Origin of the sequence: Acinetobacter sp. AYS6, from assembly GCF_025630795.1 — a bacterium.
GTDB lineage: Bacteria > Pseudomonadota > Gammaproteobacteria > Pseudomonadales > Moraxellaceae > Acinetobacter.
The window spans coordinates 235424-252936 of the sequence record NZ_JAOTNV010000007.1 but is presented as its reverse complement, the minus strand read 5'-3'; the positions used below and the strand labels follow the sequence as shown (position 1 = coordinate 252936).

Annotated in this window: 15 protein-coding genes; 7 read left to right on the top strand and 8 right to left on the bottom strand. The window is 36.1% G+C overall.

Going from position 1 to position 17513, the window contains the following annotated elements:
• Window positions 1–35 precede the first annotated feature (35 nt).
• The 3 genes from OD757_RS11820 (at window position 36) to OD757_RS11810 (ending at window position 3729) form a co-directional block, all read left to right on the top strand.
• Entirely contained in the window at window positions 36–935 is a 900-nt protein-coding gene (locus tag OD757_RS11820) for a LysR family transcriptional regulator (protein WP_263031992.1), read from the top strand.
• A gap of 1003 nt (window positions 936–1938) precedes the next feature.
• A complete protein-coding gene (locus OD757_RS11815; protein ID WP_263031991.1) occupies window positions 1939–2901 on the top strand; it encodes an isocyanide synthase family protein in 963 nt (320 codons plus the stop codon).
• A 33-nt stretch (window positions 2902–2934) separates the two neighbouring features.
• Window positions 2935–3729, top strand: coding sequence for a TauD/TfdA family dioxygenase (locus OD757_RS11810; RefSeq protein ID WP_263031990.1), 795 nt, complete (start codon window positions 2935–2937; stop codon window positions 3727–3729).
• A gap of 469 nt (window positions 3730–4198) precedes the next feature.
• Here OD757_RS11810 and OD757_RS11805 read toward each other — a convergent pair whose 3' ends face one another.
• Window positions 4199–7243, bottom strand: a complete 3045-nt coding sequence (locus OD757_RS11805; protein WP_263031989.1) for an efflux RND transporter permease subunit — start codon at window positions 7241–7243, stop codon at window positions 4199–4201.
• Window positions 7240–8367 (bottom strand): efflux RND transporter periplasmic adaptor subunit, encoded by a 1128-nt coding sequence (locus tag OD757_RS11800; RefSeq protein ID WP_263031988.1) that lies wholly within the window; start codon window positions 8365–8367, stop codon window positions 7240–7242. The genes OD757_RS11805 and OD757_RS11800 overlap by 4 nt, the downstream gene beginning before the upstream one ends.
• A 132-nt stretch (window positions 8368–8499) precedes the next feature.
• Between OD757_RS11800 and OD757_RS11795 the strand changes: the two genes are divergently transcribed.
• The gene (locus OD757_RS11795) at window positions 8500–9117 is read left to right on the top strand and encodes a TetR/AcrR family transcriptional regulator (protein WP_263031987.1); all 618 of its coding nucleotides are present in this window, start codon (window positions 8500–8502) and stop codon (window positions 9115–9117) included.
• A gap of 147 nt (window positions 9118–9264) precedes the next feature.
• Here the strand turns inward: OD757_RS11795 and OD757_RS11790 are convergent, their stop codons facing one another.
• Window positions 9265–10149 carry a DMT family transporter gene (locus OD757_RS11790; RefSeq protein ID WP_263031986.1) on the bottom strand — a complete coding sequence of 295 codons (885 nt, stop codon included), beginning with the start codon at window positions 10147–10149 and terminating at the stop codon, window positions 9265–9267.
• A gap of 232 nt (window positions 10150–10381) precedes the next feature.
• Between OD757_RS11790 and OD757_RS11785 the strand changes: the two genes are divergently transcribed.
• Both OD757_RS11785 and OD757_RS11780 read left to right on the top strand, forming a co-directional pair.
• Entirely contained in the window at window positions 10382–11125 is a 744-nt protein-coding gene (locus tag OD757_RS11785; RefSeq protein ID WP_263031985.1) for a hypothetical protein, read from the top strand.
• Window positions 11126–11146: 21 nt separating this feature from the next.
• Complete coding sequence (locus OD757_RS11780; RefSeq protein ID WP_263031984.1) at window positions 11147–11539, top strand: hypothetical protein; 393 nt, start codon at window positions 11147–11149, stop codon at window positions 11537–11539.
• A gap of 47 nt (window positions 11540–11586) precedes the next feature.
• Here the strand turns inward: OD757_RS11780 and OD757_RS11775 are convergent, their stop codons facing one another.
• The 3 genes from OD757_RS11775 to OD757_RS11765 all read right to left on the bottom strand — a co-directional run bounded on the left by OD757_RS11775 (window position 11587) and on the right by OD757_RS11765 (window position 14514).
• Window positions 11587–12588, bottom strand: a complete 1002-nt coding sequence (locus tag OD757_RS11775; RefSeq protein WP_263031983.1) for an aldo/keto reductase — start codon at window positions 12586–12588, stop codon at window positions 11587–11589.
• 111 nt (window positions 12589–12699) lie between these two features.
• A complete protein-coding gene (locus OD757_RS11770) occupies window positions 12700–13602 on the bottom strand; it encodes a helix-turn-helix domain-containing protein (RefSeq protein WP_009391601.1) in 903 nt (300 codons plus the stop codon).
• A 123-nt stretch (window positions 13603–13725) separates the two neighbouring features.
• Window positions 13726–14514, bottom strand: a complete 789-nt coding sequence (locus OD757_RS11765; protein ID WP_263031982.1) for a GNAT family N-acetyltransferase — start codon at window positions 14512–14514, stop codon at window positions 13726–13728.
• Between the two features lie 698 nt (window positions 14515–15212).
• Between OD757_RS11765 and OD757_RS11760 the strand changes: the two genes are divergently transcribed.
• The gene (locus OD757_RS11760) at window positions 15213–15761 is read left to right on the top strand and encodes a TetR/AcrR family transcriptional regulator (protein ID WP_263031981.1); all 549 of its coding nucleotides are present in this window, start codon (window positions 15213–15215) and stop codon (window positions 15759–15761) included.
• A 57-nt stretch (window positions 15762–15818) separates the two neighbouring features.
• Here the strand turns inward: OD757_RS11760 and OD757_RS11755 are convergent, their stop codons facing one another.
• Together OD757_RS11755 and OD757_RS11750 are read right to left on the bottom strand one after the other, a co-directional pair.
• Window positions 15819–16586, bottom strand: a complete 768-nt coding sequence (locus OD757_RS11755) for a PP2C family protein-serine/threonine phosphatase (RefSeq protein ID WP_263031980.1) — start codon at window positions 16584–16586, stop codon at window positions 15819–15821.
• The gene (locus OD757_RS11750) at window positions 16583–17326 is read right to left on the bottom strand and encodes a serine/threonine-protein kinase (protein ID WP_171071735.1); all 744 of its coding nucleotides are present in this window, start codon (window positions 17324–17326) and stop codon (window positions 16583–16585) included. The genes OD757_RS11755 and OD757_RS11750 overlap by 4 nt, the downstream gene beginning before the upstream one ends.
• Window positions 17327–17513: the final 187 nt, after the last annotated feature.

Sequence of the window (17513 nt, the reverse complement as noted above, 5' to 3'; positions counted from 1 at the left end):
TTAACAATGGGTCATGATATGTTTTATATATAGCAATGGAACTAAGACATATACGCTACTTCTTAGCGGTAGCAGAAGAAAAAAACTTTACCAAAGCTGCGCAGCGCTTAAACATGAGCCAGCCGCCTTTAAGCATGCAAATACGCGACTTAGAAGAAGAATTGGGCGCAGATTTATTTATTCGTTCTCCGCATGGGGTGGAGCTGACCGAAGCTGGGCTTGCCTTTTTAAATGCGATTCAGCCTGTACAACAACGTGTAGAAGATGCAGCGAACTTGGTTAAACAGGTAGCAAATGGTGAAGTTGGTCAATTGCGATTGGGTTTTACGGGTACCTCAATGTTGAACCCCCTAATTCCTAAATGCGTTCGCTATTTCCAGCAGCAATATCCTAAAGTGGATTTAAAACTTGAAGAAGCAAACACCTTGCTGCTCATCGATTTATTACTCGAAGACCGTTTGGATGTTGCGATTATTCGCTCGCCTCGTCACATTCCAGACAGTTTAATTATTCAAGAATTATTAGCGGAACCACTCATTGCTGCTTTGCCTTCCGAGTCTTTTCAACTCAACGATGTATCATCAGAAATTGATTTAACTGCGCTACGAGAGCTTGATTTTATTGTCTCTCCACCTTCCATTAGTGCAGGGCTTTTTGATGCGATTAAACAAGCCTGTCATGAGCGGGGGTTTGAACCTAAAATTGGACAAAATGCCCCACAAATTGTGTCGATTTTATCATTGGTGTCTGCAAATTTGGGGGTGTCTTTGGTACCAGAGTCGACCAAACAATTGCAAATACAGGGCGTGGCTTATCGTTCTCTGAAAGCACCAGTACCTACAGTGGGTTTAGGGCTTGCTTATAAAAAACATAACCCTTCACAAATGGCGATTAATTTTGCCAGTGTGGTACAAGATATTCTCCATTTTAATTAAATACTATAATAAGAGACTAAAGTTTATTTACTATATAAATACCTATAGTTCTTGGCCTATATAAAAATTATTTAATTTTGGCTGAAAAATAGGCTTATGAATAAAGATTTTTATCTACAAATCATAAAAATTATTATTTTATTTTTTAATAGGATTTATAAAAACTTAATAATATTAAATATTCAGTAAAATTTTTATATTAGTTTTAGTAATAAATTAATTGGCAATTTAAATTTATTCTTAATTATAAATAATTAATTAATTGTTGGAAATTTTTTATAATTTAAATTTAAGCAAAGACTTACTATGTTTTTTATAGAATTTAATAATAAGAAAAATGTATTTATACCTCTATCGATGTTTTAATTAATTGCTGTAGCATTAATTTTTTCTTATTTTAATTTTAAATTAAACTGAATAGTAATAATTATTATAAATAAAATTTATTCAATTTGAGTACATGGATTTACATTGGAGTAAATGCTACACTTGTGAATCATTAAGAAAACTTAATATAAATAAGAATTTTATAATTAGGAGGAAATAATGAAAGTCATATCTAATGAATACATTGTTATTGTTAGTTCAATAGCTAGTAATTATTTGATTAATAGGTTGATGATTTAACTTTATAATTATGCTTATAGAGAATTAGGGCATTCTAAATATTTAGAGATAAATTATTATAAATATGGTTTATTTTTTTTGAAAAAATGTGATGAAGAGATATTGACTCCCAATTTAAGGCAGGTAGGCCATATTTAATATTATAAAAATCTTGTAAACCTGATTGACTAGTCTAAATCTTATTAAGGTCCTGTTGCGTAGAATAAAAATATTGATTTCATTATAGAAATAGGAGTAATTGCTATAGAAGTTATTGTTGGAGAGAGATTTAAATGAACTAAATTAAATTTATCTATAAAGTAATATTGGAAATCTAAATCAAGGCTTAAAAATAAGTCTAATTGATAAATGTATAAAGGAAATAAGGGTTTTTGTTGTGGAACAAATTTTAAATAATGATTTAATATTAGCTGAGCAGATCGTAAAATTAATTTTTCATAAGCGCCGTTTATTAGCAAATGACTCAGAGCAAGAGAACTTTCAAGAAGAAGCTTTTTTACATATTCAAAAAGTATTGAATTTTGTCAAAAATAAACAACCTATTCATATGATTTTACCTGCTTTTCCTGCTAAATCACCCAATAGGAAAAAAACTTTAGATATTTTCCCTGATAAAGGTGAGGAATTAGCTTTAGCAACATTGAATAAATTATGTGAAAAAATAAAAAATATTTATGCACCTGGAGCAAAGTTAACGATTTGTTCTGATGGAAGGGTTTTTGCTGAACTCGTACGAATCCCGGATGAGGCCATATCTTCTTATAAATATGATCTTATAGAGAGAGTGGGAAAACCTTATGCAGATAATATTGATTACTTTGATTTAGATGATGTTTTTCAAGATATACCAGAATATAGCACACTGCGTGAAGAGTTGATGGTTCAATATGGAGAGTCATTACTAAGCTTAAAACACCGATGTAAGCAAGAAAAACCAGCAGCTGAAATGTACCGCGGGATTTGTCGCTTTTTGACTGAGGATTTTTCAGGTCTTAATGAATTCAAAGGCTGGTCAAAAAACCAGATATTAAATGTAGCTCGTATGAATGCTTACCGGGTAATTCAAAGAAGTAATGCATGGACTAATTTATTGAAGGAGCAATTCCCAAATTCGGTTCGTCTTAGTATTCATCCACAACCTCGAGTTTCAGAAAAAATTGGAATATTTTTGTTGGACTCGGATGACAATTGGCGTACACCTTGGCATTCGGTCGTTATACAAGATGATGATGGATTTACTTTGGTTCCACGACACAAAGCAGAAGAAGAAAATGCTTTATTGATCTTTAAAAATGGAAAAGCTAGCCATTATTTGCGTAATAACCAACAAGAAATGTAAGTAAATATAGTTTTATATTTAGAGATTTGAATAATGTTTAGTATAAAAGATTTATCTCCATTTGGAGCATTAATAACGGTATCGGGTGATCATGACAATATTAATGAGATCGGTGCCGACGTTTTAAATAACTTGTTGTCTCAATATAAAGTTTTAGTATTTCGTGGATTTAAAGCATTACCAGATTCACAATATATTAACTTTTGCGAGTCATTGGGCAATCTGATGTATTGGGAGTTCGGTGCTTTACTCAATGTAAAAATGGAACAAGATCCTAAAAACCATATTTTCTCAAAAGGTCGGGTTGAATTGCATTGGGATGGAGCTTTTGCGAAACAAACTCCAAGAATTAATGCTTTTCAGTGTACGGTATCCTCAGAAGATGGGCGAGGTGGGGAAACACTTTTTGTTGATACCACACGTATTTTGAAGGATATTCCTTCTAGCCAATTAGAAGACTGGAAGAATATTAAGCTATCTTATTCGACTGAAAAGAAAGCACATTATGGTGGCTCAATTGATGTAAACCTCATCGAAAGCCATCCTCATAAAGGCCATTCAGTTATCCGGTTTATTGAAATCGAAAATGAAGATAATCAGGAAGTGAATCCTGTACAACTCTCCATTAAAGATCTAAATCATCAACCAGTAGAATCACAAGACATTGTTCAGTCAATTACAGAGATTTTATATGACCCTAAATATATGTACCAACATCAGTGGGTCAGTGGCGATTACATGTTGATTGATAACAATTCAGTATTACATGGCCGTGCAAAAGTTGAGGGTAATGTGAATCGACATTTAAAACGTGTCCATATCTTGTAACTAATCGATAGAAAATAAATCGATGGAAAATGTTAACGGATCAAGTGCTTCAGCTGAAGTCATTACGACACTTTTTTCATTGAGGGGGCAATGATTCTGCTTATCAGCAGAATCATTGCCTAGATTGCTCAAATATTTTAGCTCAAATGAAATCCGTAGGTGGAATCTTAGCCAGAATTACACGAGTGCCTACTATATTGGGACTCTTTTCCTAAATGCATTTGTCTCATTTTTGAAGTGACGTAGAGTTAAAAAATCTAAAAATTTTCTTAGCTGCTTATCTAGTTTAACTGAATCCTTTTATTCTCATAAAAATTTGAATAAAGAGTAATTTTAAATAAAAAAATTGTTGTCAGAACCACTCGTAATAGATGAAAAAATCATTTTTTAAAGAATAAAAAAGCACAAATAGAAAAATCTATTTGTGCTTTTAAGCTATAAATTTTTAATACTATCGATCTAAATAAATTTAGCTTTTCACTCTAAACCAAGCAGCATAGAGTGCTGGAACAAAGAATAGAGTAAGTATCGTTGCGACTGCTAAACCACCCATAATTGCAATTGCCATTGGACCCCATAATGTGGAAAGTGTCAGGGGAATCATTGCTAAAATTGCAGCTAAAGCTGTTAATAGAACAGGACGAGTACGTCCTACAGTGGCTTGAATAATCGCCTGTTCTGGCGTTTGACCAGTAGAAATATTTCTATCTATCTGATCAACCAAAATAACCGAATTACGCATAATCATACCCGCTAGGGCAATTACCCCTAATGTGGCAACAAAACCGAAAGGAGCACGGGTAATTAATAAGGCCAAGCTTACTCCGATCATGCCAAGTGGTGCCGTTAATACCACCATAAACATGCGACTAAAGCTTTGTAGTTGTAACATCAGGAATATTACCCACAGTAAGAACATAACAGGCATAACAGATTGAATAGCTGCATCTGCTTTAGCACTTTCTTCAATTGTTCCACCAGTTTCAATACTGTAGCCAATAGGTAACTTTTGACTCAGGTCATTTAACTTCGATTCAATTTGCTTTGAAACATCTGGCGCTTGAGCATCATTTACATCGGCACGAACACTGAGAGTTGGTAAGCGATTACGTATCCAGATTCCACCTTCTTCTAATACGGGTCTAAGTTCGGCAACTTGATCAAGAGGAATATTTTTTCCATTTGATGCACGAATCGTAATTTGGCTCATTTGAGCTGTATCAAGCCGATTATCTGCTTTTGCTCTTGCTACAACATCAATTAACTCTGTACCTTCCCGAACTTGGGTGACCGTATAGCCACTTAATAACATTTGTAAGGTACGGGAAATATCTTGCGAACTGATACCCAAACTACGGGCACGTTCCTGATCAATAATAAATCTGATCGCTTTACTGCGTTCATTCCATTGAAAATTGACATCGCGTACATTTGGATGCTGACGCATAATGTCACGAACCTCGGCAGCAATTTCGCGAACTTTTTCCGGGTCTTTACCGCGAACCCTAAATTGTACTGGGTAACCAACAGTAGGGCCTAACTCTAAGCGGTAAACTCGTGTGCGAATATGCGGAAATTGTTGAATAAGATGATTATGCAAATCAGAAGTTAACTGACTCACTTGTTTAATGTCTTTTGGATAAGCAATTAGCTGGGCATAATTATTTTTAGGTGTTTCCGGATCAAGAGATAAATAAAAACGGGGAGAGCCACTTCCCACATAAGCTGTGTAATCCCGGACTCGTTGATCGCTGGAAAGTAATTTTTCAACCTGTTTCGTTGCATTTAAAGTTGCCGTGTAGCTAGCTCCTTCTTCGAGCTGTACATCAATTAAAATTTCTTCACGCGGTGAATCTGGAAAAAATTGTTTAGGAACGAATTGAAAAGCAACTAAAGATAAAACAAAGCTGAGAACAGTGGCCAGTAAAACCCATTTTCTTTTTTTGACGCACCATGCAATTTTACGACTAAACCATTGTGAATATTTATCTCTATAGGAATTTTGTGTGGAGTGGGACTCATGGGGTTTTACCTTGGGAAGTAAAATTGTGCCTAAAAAGGGTGTAAATAAAACTGCTACCAACCATGAAACAATTAAGGAAATCCCAACGACCCAAAAAATTGATCCGGTAAATTCACTTGTTGAAGATAACGCAAAGCCAACCGGGACAAAGCCAGCTGCTGTAATTAAAGTACCTGTTAGCATTGGAAAAGCTGTACTACTCCAGGCGAAACTGGCAGCTTTAAAACGGTCCAGACCTTCTTCCATTTTGACTTGCATCATTTCAACAGCAATAATCGCGTCATCGACTAACAAGCCCAAGGCAATAATAAGCGCGCCTAGTGAAATCCTTTGTAAATTAATATCTAAACGCCACATAAAGAAAAAGGTTATACCCAAAACTAGTGGCACAGATAAAGCGACAACAATTCCCGTCCGTACACCTAAAGCAAATAAACTGACTGCTAAAACAATGCCTAATGCCAGAATAAAATGTCCAAGAAATTCATTAACCGAATGCTCAACAAGACTGGGTTGATCTACTATTTTTTCAATAGTCATACCTGCAGGTAAGGACTCTTGAACCTCTTTAATGCTTTGGTCCAGATGTTTGCCTAAAGTAAGAATATCGCCTTTTTCTGTCATTGAAACAGCAAGGCCAGTAACACGTTTTCCATTTCGTCTCATGGACATTTGTGGGGGATCGATAAATCCTTTATTAATATGAGCAACATCCCCTAAATGAATATTGTGTGTTCCGACTTGAACTACGATATTTTTTAAGTCTTGTACGGTTTTTACATCTCCATCAACACGAGCATATATACGGGCATGAGGACCTTCAAAAGTTCCTGCTGGCTCAACCGCATTTTGTTTTTGCAATTCATTGACCAAGTCTAAGGGGGAAATATTCAGTTGAGCTAACTTTGCATAATTGAATTCAATATAAAAGCGTGGTTCTTGTACCCCAAGCAAAATGACTTTTGATACATCAGGAACTTCAAGAAGATGATCTCTTGTAGAAAGAAGTACCTGCTTCATCTGTACATCATCATATCCATCAGCATGAAAAGCATAAATAGATCCAAACGTATCCCCAAAGTCATCATTAAAAAAAGGACCCTGAATATCGCTAGGTAAATTTTGCCGTATATCGTTTACTCGCTTACGCGCTTGATACCAGCTTTCTTCAATTTGGCTTTTACGAGTCCAGTCTTTCAAAACTAGAAAGATAGTTGCCTGACCTGGACGTACATAACTTTGTACATAATCGTAATTAGGTACTTCCTGAAGCGTGCGCTGAATTTTTTCGACAACCTGCTGTTCTAAATCTCGTGTTGTAGCTCCGGGCCAATTTACATCTATTGTCATGACTTTTATTGTTAAATTAGGATCTTCGGCACGCCCTAATTTAAAATAAGCTACAGTACCTAAAAGCAGAGAAAGTAACATTGCAAAGATAATTAATGTTCGATGCTGGAGTCCCCAACTGGATAAGTTAAATCCTTTCATGGCAACCTACCATCCCATGCTTTTACAGATATCTTGCTATCCAAACGGTGTACTCCGGCCGTAACAATTCGTTCACCAGCCTGAATTCCTTTGGCTACAGTAATGTTTTCAGTATTAATTTTGCTCAGTACGACCGGTCGAAGTTGTAGATTTTTGGCACCTGGGGGAAGTACCCAAACCGCGGCTTGCTGTCCTTTTTGAAACAGGGCACTAATAGGTAAAATAATTTCCTGATTTACATTGCTGTTTAAAAAATGGACTGTTGCCGTCATGCCTAATTTAGCCGCATCGGGCAAATTGGTTATGGAAATTCGCACACGATAAGTTCGGCTGTTAGAGTCTGCAACGGTTGCGATTTCACGTACAGGACCTGTAAAAGTATGCTCGGATAAGCTAAGTAATTTGATGCTAGCCTGTTGGCCTATTTTAAGTTGATTAATCTGATTTTCTGGAACATCGATCTGTACTTCATTTTCACCGTTTTGCGCCAGTTTAAATATAGGAGTACCAGCCGAGACAACTTGTCCACTTTCTGCCTGAACTTCTGCAATTGTTCCTGCTGCTGGGGAGCGTAATATCGTATAACTTAAATCATTTTTTGCCCTGTCAAGCCGGCTCTGCGCTGCATTTACCTGTGCTCGAGTGTTCTGATAGAGGTTTTCAAGATTGTCGAGATCAGCTCGTGAAATAGCACCTATTTCAACCAGACTACGATTACGTTGAAGATCTCTTTGTACTCTTGCGAGAGTACTTTGTGCTTGATGCAGCTCAGCAGATGCTTCCTGAATGCTAAGTCTAAAAGGGGTATCGTCTAACTGGGCTAAGACTTGATTTTTTGTAATGAGTGCTCCTGTATCTACTAAACGTTTGATAATTCGACCTGCTACTCGAAAAGAGAGTTGGCTTTCAACTCTAGGCACAATATTTCCGGAAAAAGATAAATTAGCGAGTTCACTAGCAGGATGCGCTGTGGTGAGTTGAACAGCAATAACCTTTTCTGTTTCCTCGGTTTTATTACTACAACCGGTTAGAGGGAGAAAACTTATAAAAATTAAAATTATAAAAATCATATAGATATTTTGTTCTAATGATTTCAATTGATTTTTAAACTCTATTGGAGGCATTGCATGGATCCTTAAAAGGAGATTTTAAATAACTAAAGTTTTCAAAGAAGTATTTTTGTACTGTTTCGCAAAATATTTGAATTTTGTACTGTTTTGTATAAAATAGTCAATAATTTTTTAAGGAGATGTCGAATGGAAAGTAAATCTCGGGGAAGACCACGTTCTTACGATCCTGAACAAGTTTTAGAGCGCGCATTACATGCATTTTGGAAAAGTGGATTTTCGGGAACTTCTCTCGACACTTTGGCTTTGGCTACAGGTTTAAACCGTCCCAGTCTTTATGCAGGTTTAGGTGATAAGCGGACAATTTATATAAAAGCTATGCGTTATTTCCAGAAATATGCCCAAACAGAATTTGGTAAAGCATTGGAACATAAAGATACAGATAGATCCTTTGCAGATGTAATTTTAAGATATCTGAAAACAGCTATTGAAGTGGATGGATATCACGAGGATATTAATTTAAGCGGATGTGCTGTCATATCCACTGCTATGGCTGATGCGTTAGCTGATAATGAAATTCAGGCTGTATTAAAAGAAGTCTTAATGGAAATGGATGAACAACTTTATCGCTGCTTAGAGGTGGCTAGGCAGAATCATGAATTGCCTCGTGATATTGATATTGATGCATTAGCTTTCTTAATGACTTCTGCGGTGCATAGTATTGGAATTCGTGCTAGAGCGGGTTTGAATTTACAGCAGATTGAAGCATCATTGCTTTCTATATCTAAAATGCTTTGTCCCGCTTAAAGACAAATCGGATTTAAATTAAATAAAGCTCTCTACAGTTTTATTAATTATATTTCTTAAAAAAGTGAGCCTTAAATAAAGTTCGCTATACTATTGGATGTTAATTAAATAAATTCTATATTTTCAATAAGATATAAATTTTTTGAGTCATGGCCTCGGCGCTTTGTTCATTAAAAAGATGCCTGAAATAATAAAAATTGCGCCATATAAAAACGATAAGGTCGGCTGTTCATGAATAAAAACCCAAGCCATCAGTGCTGCAAAAATGGGTTCGGAAAGTTCAGTCACTTGTACTTTTGCTGCTGGTAAATATGTTAACGCTTTGGTGGTGCAATAAAATCCCAAAATGGTAGGCAGAACTGCTAGACCAATTAAACCTAGAAGAATATTGGTATTAAACGTAAGGCTATGAAAGTTGATTAAAAAGGGAACGGCAAGATAGACACTACCAAAAAGCAATAAATATTTAGTTAGAAATAACCCGCCGTTTAATCTAAATTTTTTAATTAATACTGAAAATAAACCGTATCCAATACCTGCAATAGAGGCATTGACGAGCATTAATAAACTATTTTGTCCTTTCCATGAAATGACTGAAATTCCCAAAATGGCTAATAATGTTCCCAAAATAGAATGGATATAGATGCTTTCTTTTAAAACTAATCGGCCAAAAAATAAAGCTGAAATAGCAGCTGAAGCCATGAGTACCACCACCACATTGGCCGCAGCCCCATGGTTGTAGGCAATAGTTTCGAAAAAGAATAAAGAGAAAATCCCTAAAAAAGCACATATCGCAATTTGAGTAAAAACGCTGAGTTTACTTGGAGTGCTGCTAATGTAGGCAATCTTTTGTCTTACAGGCACTTTAAATAAAAACACGCTTAAAAAGAAGAACGCGATAATGGTTTTTAAAAAGGCAATGTCTTGTGGGTTTAAACCACTGTGCATGAGTAATTTACTAATGACGCCAATAGATGCATTTAAAGCCGCTGCACAAAGTGCAAATAAAGTTCCAATAATTAAATTATTCACTGTTATAGTTCTTCGCAATTTTTCACCGCATGCAGTCTACATTATTTTTTGGGTGAATATTCAACTTAAATAATGAGTTAACGCTTAATATTTATATCGATTTATTCTAAATTAATTTAATGAATTTTTATTAAAGACTCAAAGCATTGTAATAGACTTTTGTTTCAGAGAATTGTGATTTATAGAACTAACTCATATTATATAATTAGTTAATTATTAAAGAATTTTAAAAATGATTAAATCTATTATTTCAGGTTGCGCGGTTCTCACACTTTCGGCTTTGGCGGTCACGCATGCAGAGTTTTCTTTTGAACAAGAGCTACAGCAAAGCTGTAATAAAGTGAAGCAATACGCGAGCTTGGGTAAGAAAAACTACGACCAAAAACAATATAAAAAGGCGCTCGAAAATTTCCAGAACCAAGCCTCTTGGACTGCATTTTGTAAGGCCAATGCGGATGAAACTACAGTTAAATTTACCGACCGTGATGTGGAAGTTGCCAACAATAATGTGGGCTTAGCCTATGCCAAATTGGGTCAGCCACTTTGGGCAAGGTCATGGTTTATGCTTGATGAAAAATCAAAGTCTAGTCAGTTTAATCTTAAGCAATTGCCTACACCTAAAGCATCAAATGATTTGTCAGGCGAGTATGTGCGTTACTCAGGTTTTGGTGAATGGGATCACATCACGGTAAAACGTGAAAAGGGCCAATATGCAATCAGCTATGCGGGTTTATATATGGGCCTTAGAAGCTTAATTTACGGCCCAAACATGGGCGAGTTCGATACCAAAATGCCCAGCAATAAAAAGCAAATAGTCTATAAAAATGAAGACTGCCGAATTCAGCTCGATTTTAAAACCAACGCGAAATTAGGAAATTATATTCAAGCCAAACAAAATGAAGGCAACTCGGGTTGTGGCTTTGGACATAACGTCTATGCAGATGGGACTTATTTAAAAGTTGAGTCTGGAAAATAAAACTAAAAAACAGGGAATTGAATGATGAATATATTTGCACGGTTGCTACTTATTTCTACGATTGCTATTTCATCTCAAATTTATGCAGAGCCAACCAGCACCTGCAAAGACGTAAAATTCCAAAAAGCCGATCAGGCGTGGAGTGGGCACTATTATTTAAATGGCGTGATGGAAGTTGGTTCGGAACTTTTACTTCAGCCAGACGGTAAGTTTAAATGGATGTTGGCTTATGGCGCTTTAGACCAATATGCCGAAGGGACTTGGTGGAAAAATGGTGACTGTATTGGTTTAAAACCAGACTCTAAATTTAAAAAGAATTTAAGTATATTTCCAGAAAGTCTGATGATTTCGGACAAATCGCTGGACGTGACTTGGAACGATGGGCGTCAGCAGGGTAGTTATAGCAAAGACTAAATTAAAAAAGTCCGACACTGAGTCGGACTTTTTTTATGACTTATATTTTAGTGATTAACCGCAGCAAGTTGCTGAGCATTGTAGCGCGCACCCATGTTTGGGTATCTTGCAATAATCGCTTCAATTTCTGCTAAATCTGCCGCCGTTAAATGAAGGTCTACAGCGCCAGCATTTTCCACAAGACGTTCGATTTTACGCGTACCCGGAATTGGAATAATGTCATCACCTTGCGCCAAAATCCAAGCCAAAGCCAGTTGAGCTGCCGTTGCATTTTTGCTTTGAGCAAAGTCACTAAATGCTTGCGCCAAGCTTTGGTTATTTTTCCAGTTATCGCCTTGATAACGTGGCAACTGACGACGGAAATCACTTTCGTCTAGGCTGCTCACATCAAGCGTATTGGTGATTAAACCACGCGATAACGGTGAATATGGCACAAGGCTAATGCCTAACTCACGAATGGTTTGAAAGTGCGTATCTTCCAGTTCACGAGTAAGCAATGAATATTCATGTTGAACCGCTGCAATCGGGTGAATTGCATGCGCTTTACGAATAGTTTCAGCCGAAGCTTCACTGAGTCCTAAATAACGAACTTTACCCTGTTTGACCAAGTCAGCCATTGCGCCAATGGTGTCTTCAACTGGAATGTTTGGGTCAATGCGGTGCGCATAATACAAATCAATCACGTCTGTATTTAAGCGTTTTAAACTGTTTTCGACCGCAACTTTAATCCATTCTGGAGAACCATCGATATAAGACTCTAACGAGTTTTGTGGGTTAAGGTTGTCTTCTTTATAACGGAAGCCGAATTTGGTCGCCAAGAACACTTTGTCGCGATGTTTTTCTAAAACTTTTGAGAGCAAAACTTCGTTTGCGCCGTTGCCGTACATGTCGGCGGTGTCCCAAAAGTTAATGCCGAGGTCTAATGCCTTTTCTAGAGTGGCAATGCTTTGTGTGTCGTCTGAGGCACCATAGGCAAAGCTCATTCCCATGCAACCTAAACCAAGTGCTGATACTTTTTCGCCTGTTTGTCCTAAAGTTCTATATTTCATTTTTCACACTCTTTTTGCAAAATCACTTGAGTAGAAAAACTATAAAATGCTTTGGCTCAAACTCACGTATAACATTCAAACCAATAATTATAAAATTCAAACAATCTGTTTTTAGGCCACACAGTCTTCACGGAATTTTTTAGGTGAAAACCCTGTATTTTTCTTAAAGAAGTTGGTGAAATACGCTGAATATTCAAAGCCTAAGCTATAAGCAATTTCAGAAATATTCCAACTGGTGTGTTGTAGCAGCGCTTTGGCTTCTTGCGTAATGCGCGAACTAATATGCTCGGAGGTGGTTTTGCCTGTGGCTTCTTTCACAGCTCGGTTTAAATGGTTCACATGCACCGACAAACCATAGGCATAATCATTTGCAGTTTTGAGTTTAAGTTGAAAATGTGGCGAGTCGATGGGGAATTGACGCTCTAATAATTCAAAGAATAAATGGCAAATCCGAACCGCAGCATTACTATGTTTTTCAAACTGTTGGGTCGGTTGCATTTTCATTGCTTCATGCACAATCAGGTGCAAATAGTTTCTTAAAACGTTGTATTTATGAATATAGTCTGAATTTATTTCACTCATCATCTTTTTGAAAATAAATGAAATTTCCTCAACTTGTTGGTCGTTTAAAAAATATAGCGGGTCGCCGTCGACTTTAAATAGCGGTGAGTCTTTTAAAAAGCTTTGTCTAGATTCTTGGTTTACAAACTCTTCGGTAAATAGGCAAAACCAGCCTGCCTGTTCGGGTGAATTAATTTCCCATGCGTAGGGAACCATTGGGTTTGAAAACAGTAAAGCAGGGCGGTCTACTCGAATCCAGCGGTTGGCGTAGTGAAGTTCGCCTGTGCCTAAAACCAGTGAAATTTTATAATAATCGCGGCGGCTATAAGGTGTTAGAAACGAGCAGGCATCGCGTTGGAACACGTTGAAATGTCCAAACGAAGTTGATGGAACCGAGTAATCGCTATCTCTGGTTAAAGAAAAGCGGCGATAAAAATCATGTATGGTTTCCATGTTTTTGCCTGCATGCGTTATCAATTTATTTAAAGTTATAAAATTCAAACTTTATTTACTGTAGCTTTTATTTATAGCGCGATCAATCGGTTCATTTAAACAGTTTTGAAAATGAATAAATTTTTATAAATACTCTGGGTAAGCAATGTAAGAAGACTCTACACATTCGAAGCCCATTTGGCGATAAAGCGTAACCGCTGGGGTGTTATCAACGTCGACAATTAAGTGGGCAATCCGTCCAGTTGCAACAATCCGATTAACTGCAAATTTTAAGATGCGTTCGGCAAAACCTTTTCGGCGATAAGCAGGGAAGGTGTATGTGCCGCCAATAGAAACGAGTCGATCGGTTTCTATGCCTAAACGCACTATCGAAATGATTTGTTGATCTGCTTCAAGCACAATAATTTTTTCTTGTTGAATTAAAGATTCCCAATCAGGTGTTTCATTTACTGAGCGCTCTTTATTGTATTGATGCTGATATTCGTTAAGGCGGGCAATGTCCGAGAGTTCAGCCAAGCGACCTTGAGCTTCAGAAAATTGGCGCGAGCAAACCATGATCCATTGATCATACTCTCGTAAAATACGTGCTTTTTGTTTTATCTCGGCATGTAATAAGTCTCGCCCGATTGCGGTGGTTACGATCCGACGCGGTTGAAGCTCTAAAATGGATGTACAGAGTAATGCCCCAGATGGAACCCAGAAACAGGTGCCGCCAGCAACGATGACCGCGACTCCTAGCAGTTGCTTGGCGTTTTGTGAATCATACAAACGTAAGAGTTGCCACTCGGCATTGGTCGCTTGTGTTTGAGCAAGAAAGGCCATTGCCCCAATAGAATAATAAAACCGATCATCAAGCCACTGAAAGATAAGTTGGTATTCTTCTGAACTGGTGGGAGGTCCCTTTATTATCATTTTTAATTACCTATTCAATTGATGAACTCAATCATAATTCACTATCCTACATTTTTATTATTATCATGATATCTTTAAATTTAAGTTGAAAGTCTTTTTAGCTTAAATATCTAATTGAATGAAAACAAAAATTATTTAACCAATTTCTATTCAACCTTACATTGACACTCAAAAACGAGCAGATTATCCTTTGCCTGCTGGTCAAATTACCAGTCGGTTTTAGCAGGCCGTATTTACCCAACGCACACGAAAAAGTCTCTCTTTTTTGTGGGCATCCCTACGTGCCCCCCTCTGCGGCGGAACGGGAGGGGGACATCTTCGGATGTGCTGATTTTTGGGTAAATCAGTCTGCTAACCCCTTTTCGTTTCGCCACCATAATCATTTAGCAGTGATGTGGCGAAGCTTCTTAATTACCCAAGGAGTTCGCTCATGCGTACTATTTCATCTCTCTCATTGGCAACCTTCGCCAAAATCTTTGACTCTATACCCAACTGGTCTTTAAAAAGGTTTAACCGACTCTAGGTCTTAAGCCATAGGTCATTACGACTGAAAAATCAAAGCAACAATAAAACCCGAGATAGGCGAGCACACCATTTTTGTGCGGCTTTTGCATGCCTATTTTTAGCGTTCAATTTAAGAGCGACGGCATTTCTATCTCTTTTACATACAACAAAAAATTATTTTAATCGGTATAAAAATGCCAAAATTAGAAGCATCATTTAGAGCATTAAGCGTGCTCCACACAGCAAAAGTTTTATTTAAACAATATGGGTTTCACATCGGGATAGATCGAATTATTGAGGAAGCTAAAATTCCCAAAGCCACTTTTTATAACTATTTTCACTCCAAAGAAAGGCTCATTCAGATGAGCTTAACTTTTCAAATAGATGCATTAAAACATGAGGTATTTTCAATTATTCATTCGTACCGCGAACTCATGGCATTCGATAAACTCAAGAAAATTTACCTCTTACATGCAAACTTAGAGGGCTTTTATCGTTTGCCATTTAAAGCCATTTTTGAAATTGAAAAGCTTTATCCAGCAGCATATAAACTCGTCATTGACTATCGAAACTGGTTCATTAAAGAAATTCATAAACTCCTTTTAACTGTAAAAGTGGCTGCTACAGTTGAAGATGCGCACATGTTTTTATTTGTGATTGATGGCGCGATGGTTCAGCTTGTGGGGACCAATAACACCCATGAAAGGGATGCATTACTCGACTATTTTTTAAGTCGGGTTTGATGGGGGGAAGGCCTAAATTTAGGCCTTTAACTCTGAATTTAAATATTTGTTAGCTTTTTAAGTTAGATTGAAAGAAGCACCTATCAGAGTATAGTCATCAATCGGCCCTTTATTTTCAATTCTTCTTTTTAATGCATTACCAAATTTAATAAGATCACTCATAGTGATTTTACTAAAATTTTTTCTTTGATCCCAAAAATGATACGCACCATCAGACATAATTAAAATTGAAATATTTTGTCCATACTCAACTCTTAATACGTCATAAGGAATAAAAGTATAATCATTCTCTAGATCAATAAATGGAGAAATTGCATTTGTTAAAGTACTTTGACTTACTTTAAGCTCATTTAGTTCTTTTTTACTATAGATCTTTTTATCTAATAACTTTTGATACTGTGTATGATCCTTTGTAAGTTGCAATAATTTATTGTCCAGTTTTACATAGATCCTACAGTCACCAACATGCCATATACTTAAGCCAAATTCATCTATATAACAAATTGATAAAGTTGTTGATGCTTTTATATAGTCACTATTCTGACTATTAATAAAATTGTTAAAACTATCTTTAAGTTCTTTTTTTAAATTGTGTTCTAAATACTTATGAGTAATTTCTCGAGAATCTTGGAGATAATTACAAACAAAATTTGATGCTTCTTTAGCACCATAATATGATCCTAACCCATCAGCAACCCCAAATAGAAAACCATTTCCTTTCTGGATAGGAACCAGAAATGAATCTTCATTCTGTTTATTCATCTCAGCTAAGAATTTATCTCTAGGCTCTGAGAAAGCTGAAACGCAACTTAAATTAATTTTCATTTTATTACTCTTGAAATATCTTTTCTGATATCAGCTATAGATTGATATCTTGAGGTTACCCTTTGAGCAGTGCATTTATTTGCAATATTGTCTAATTCATTTATTTGTAACTCAGATATAATTACTCCTAATGCAAATATATCAGATGAGACAGAGTAGTGAGCAGCCTCAGCAACTTCTGGAGCCATATATCGCTTTGTTCCTAAGCATATCCCAATTGCACTCATTACGTCGTTAGGATGTTTGTGAGGATTTGAATTCTTAATTAAGCCAAAATCAGAAATCTTGTAAACGCCATTAAATTTTAAAATATTTTCAGGTTTAATATCTCTATGGTAGAGCCCCTTATTGTGAAGATATTCTAAACCATCCATCACATCATAAATTATTTTAATTTTTTCCTCTTTAGATAACTTATTTTCTTTAATTAAAGTGCTTAAATCAGAATCAGCAAGATCCATTACAAAAAAAGGAGTATCACCTTGATGCACAATACAAATAGATACTATATTTTTATGCTTGCAATTAGTTTGGTACCTCATTTCTTGACTAAATCTTGCTAGTAACTCTCCATCAGATAAAAAAGATGCCTCAGCAATTTCTCTTTTAGGGGAAAACTTCTTCAATGCATATTTAAAGTCACAGGTTGGCAAAGAAACTTCAAAAACCTCGCCAAATCCCCCACCTCCAATTCTTTTCACAACTTGAAATTCATAACTTGAATGTCTATAAATTTCCAAAATTTATACCTCTAATAAATTAAAAATATTATGAAAAGATAACAATTTTGATAAAAGATATTATTTATTGTCATACCTTTTCATAATTCAATGGATAAGTTTTTTATTATTTTGACGAGAAACAATTTCTTTGTACAGTTGATTTCTCTAAAAAGAGATGAATATTTAGTATTATTTAAAAAGTAAT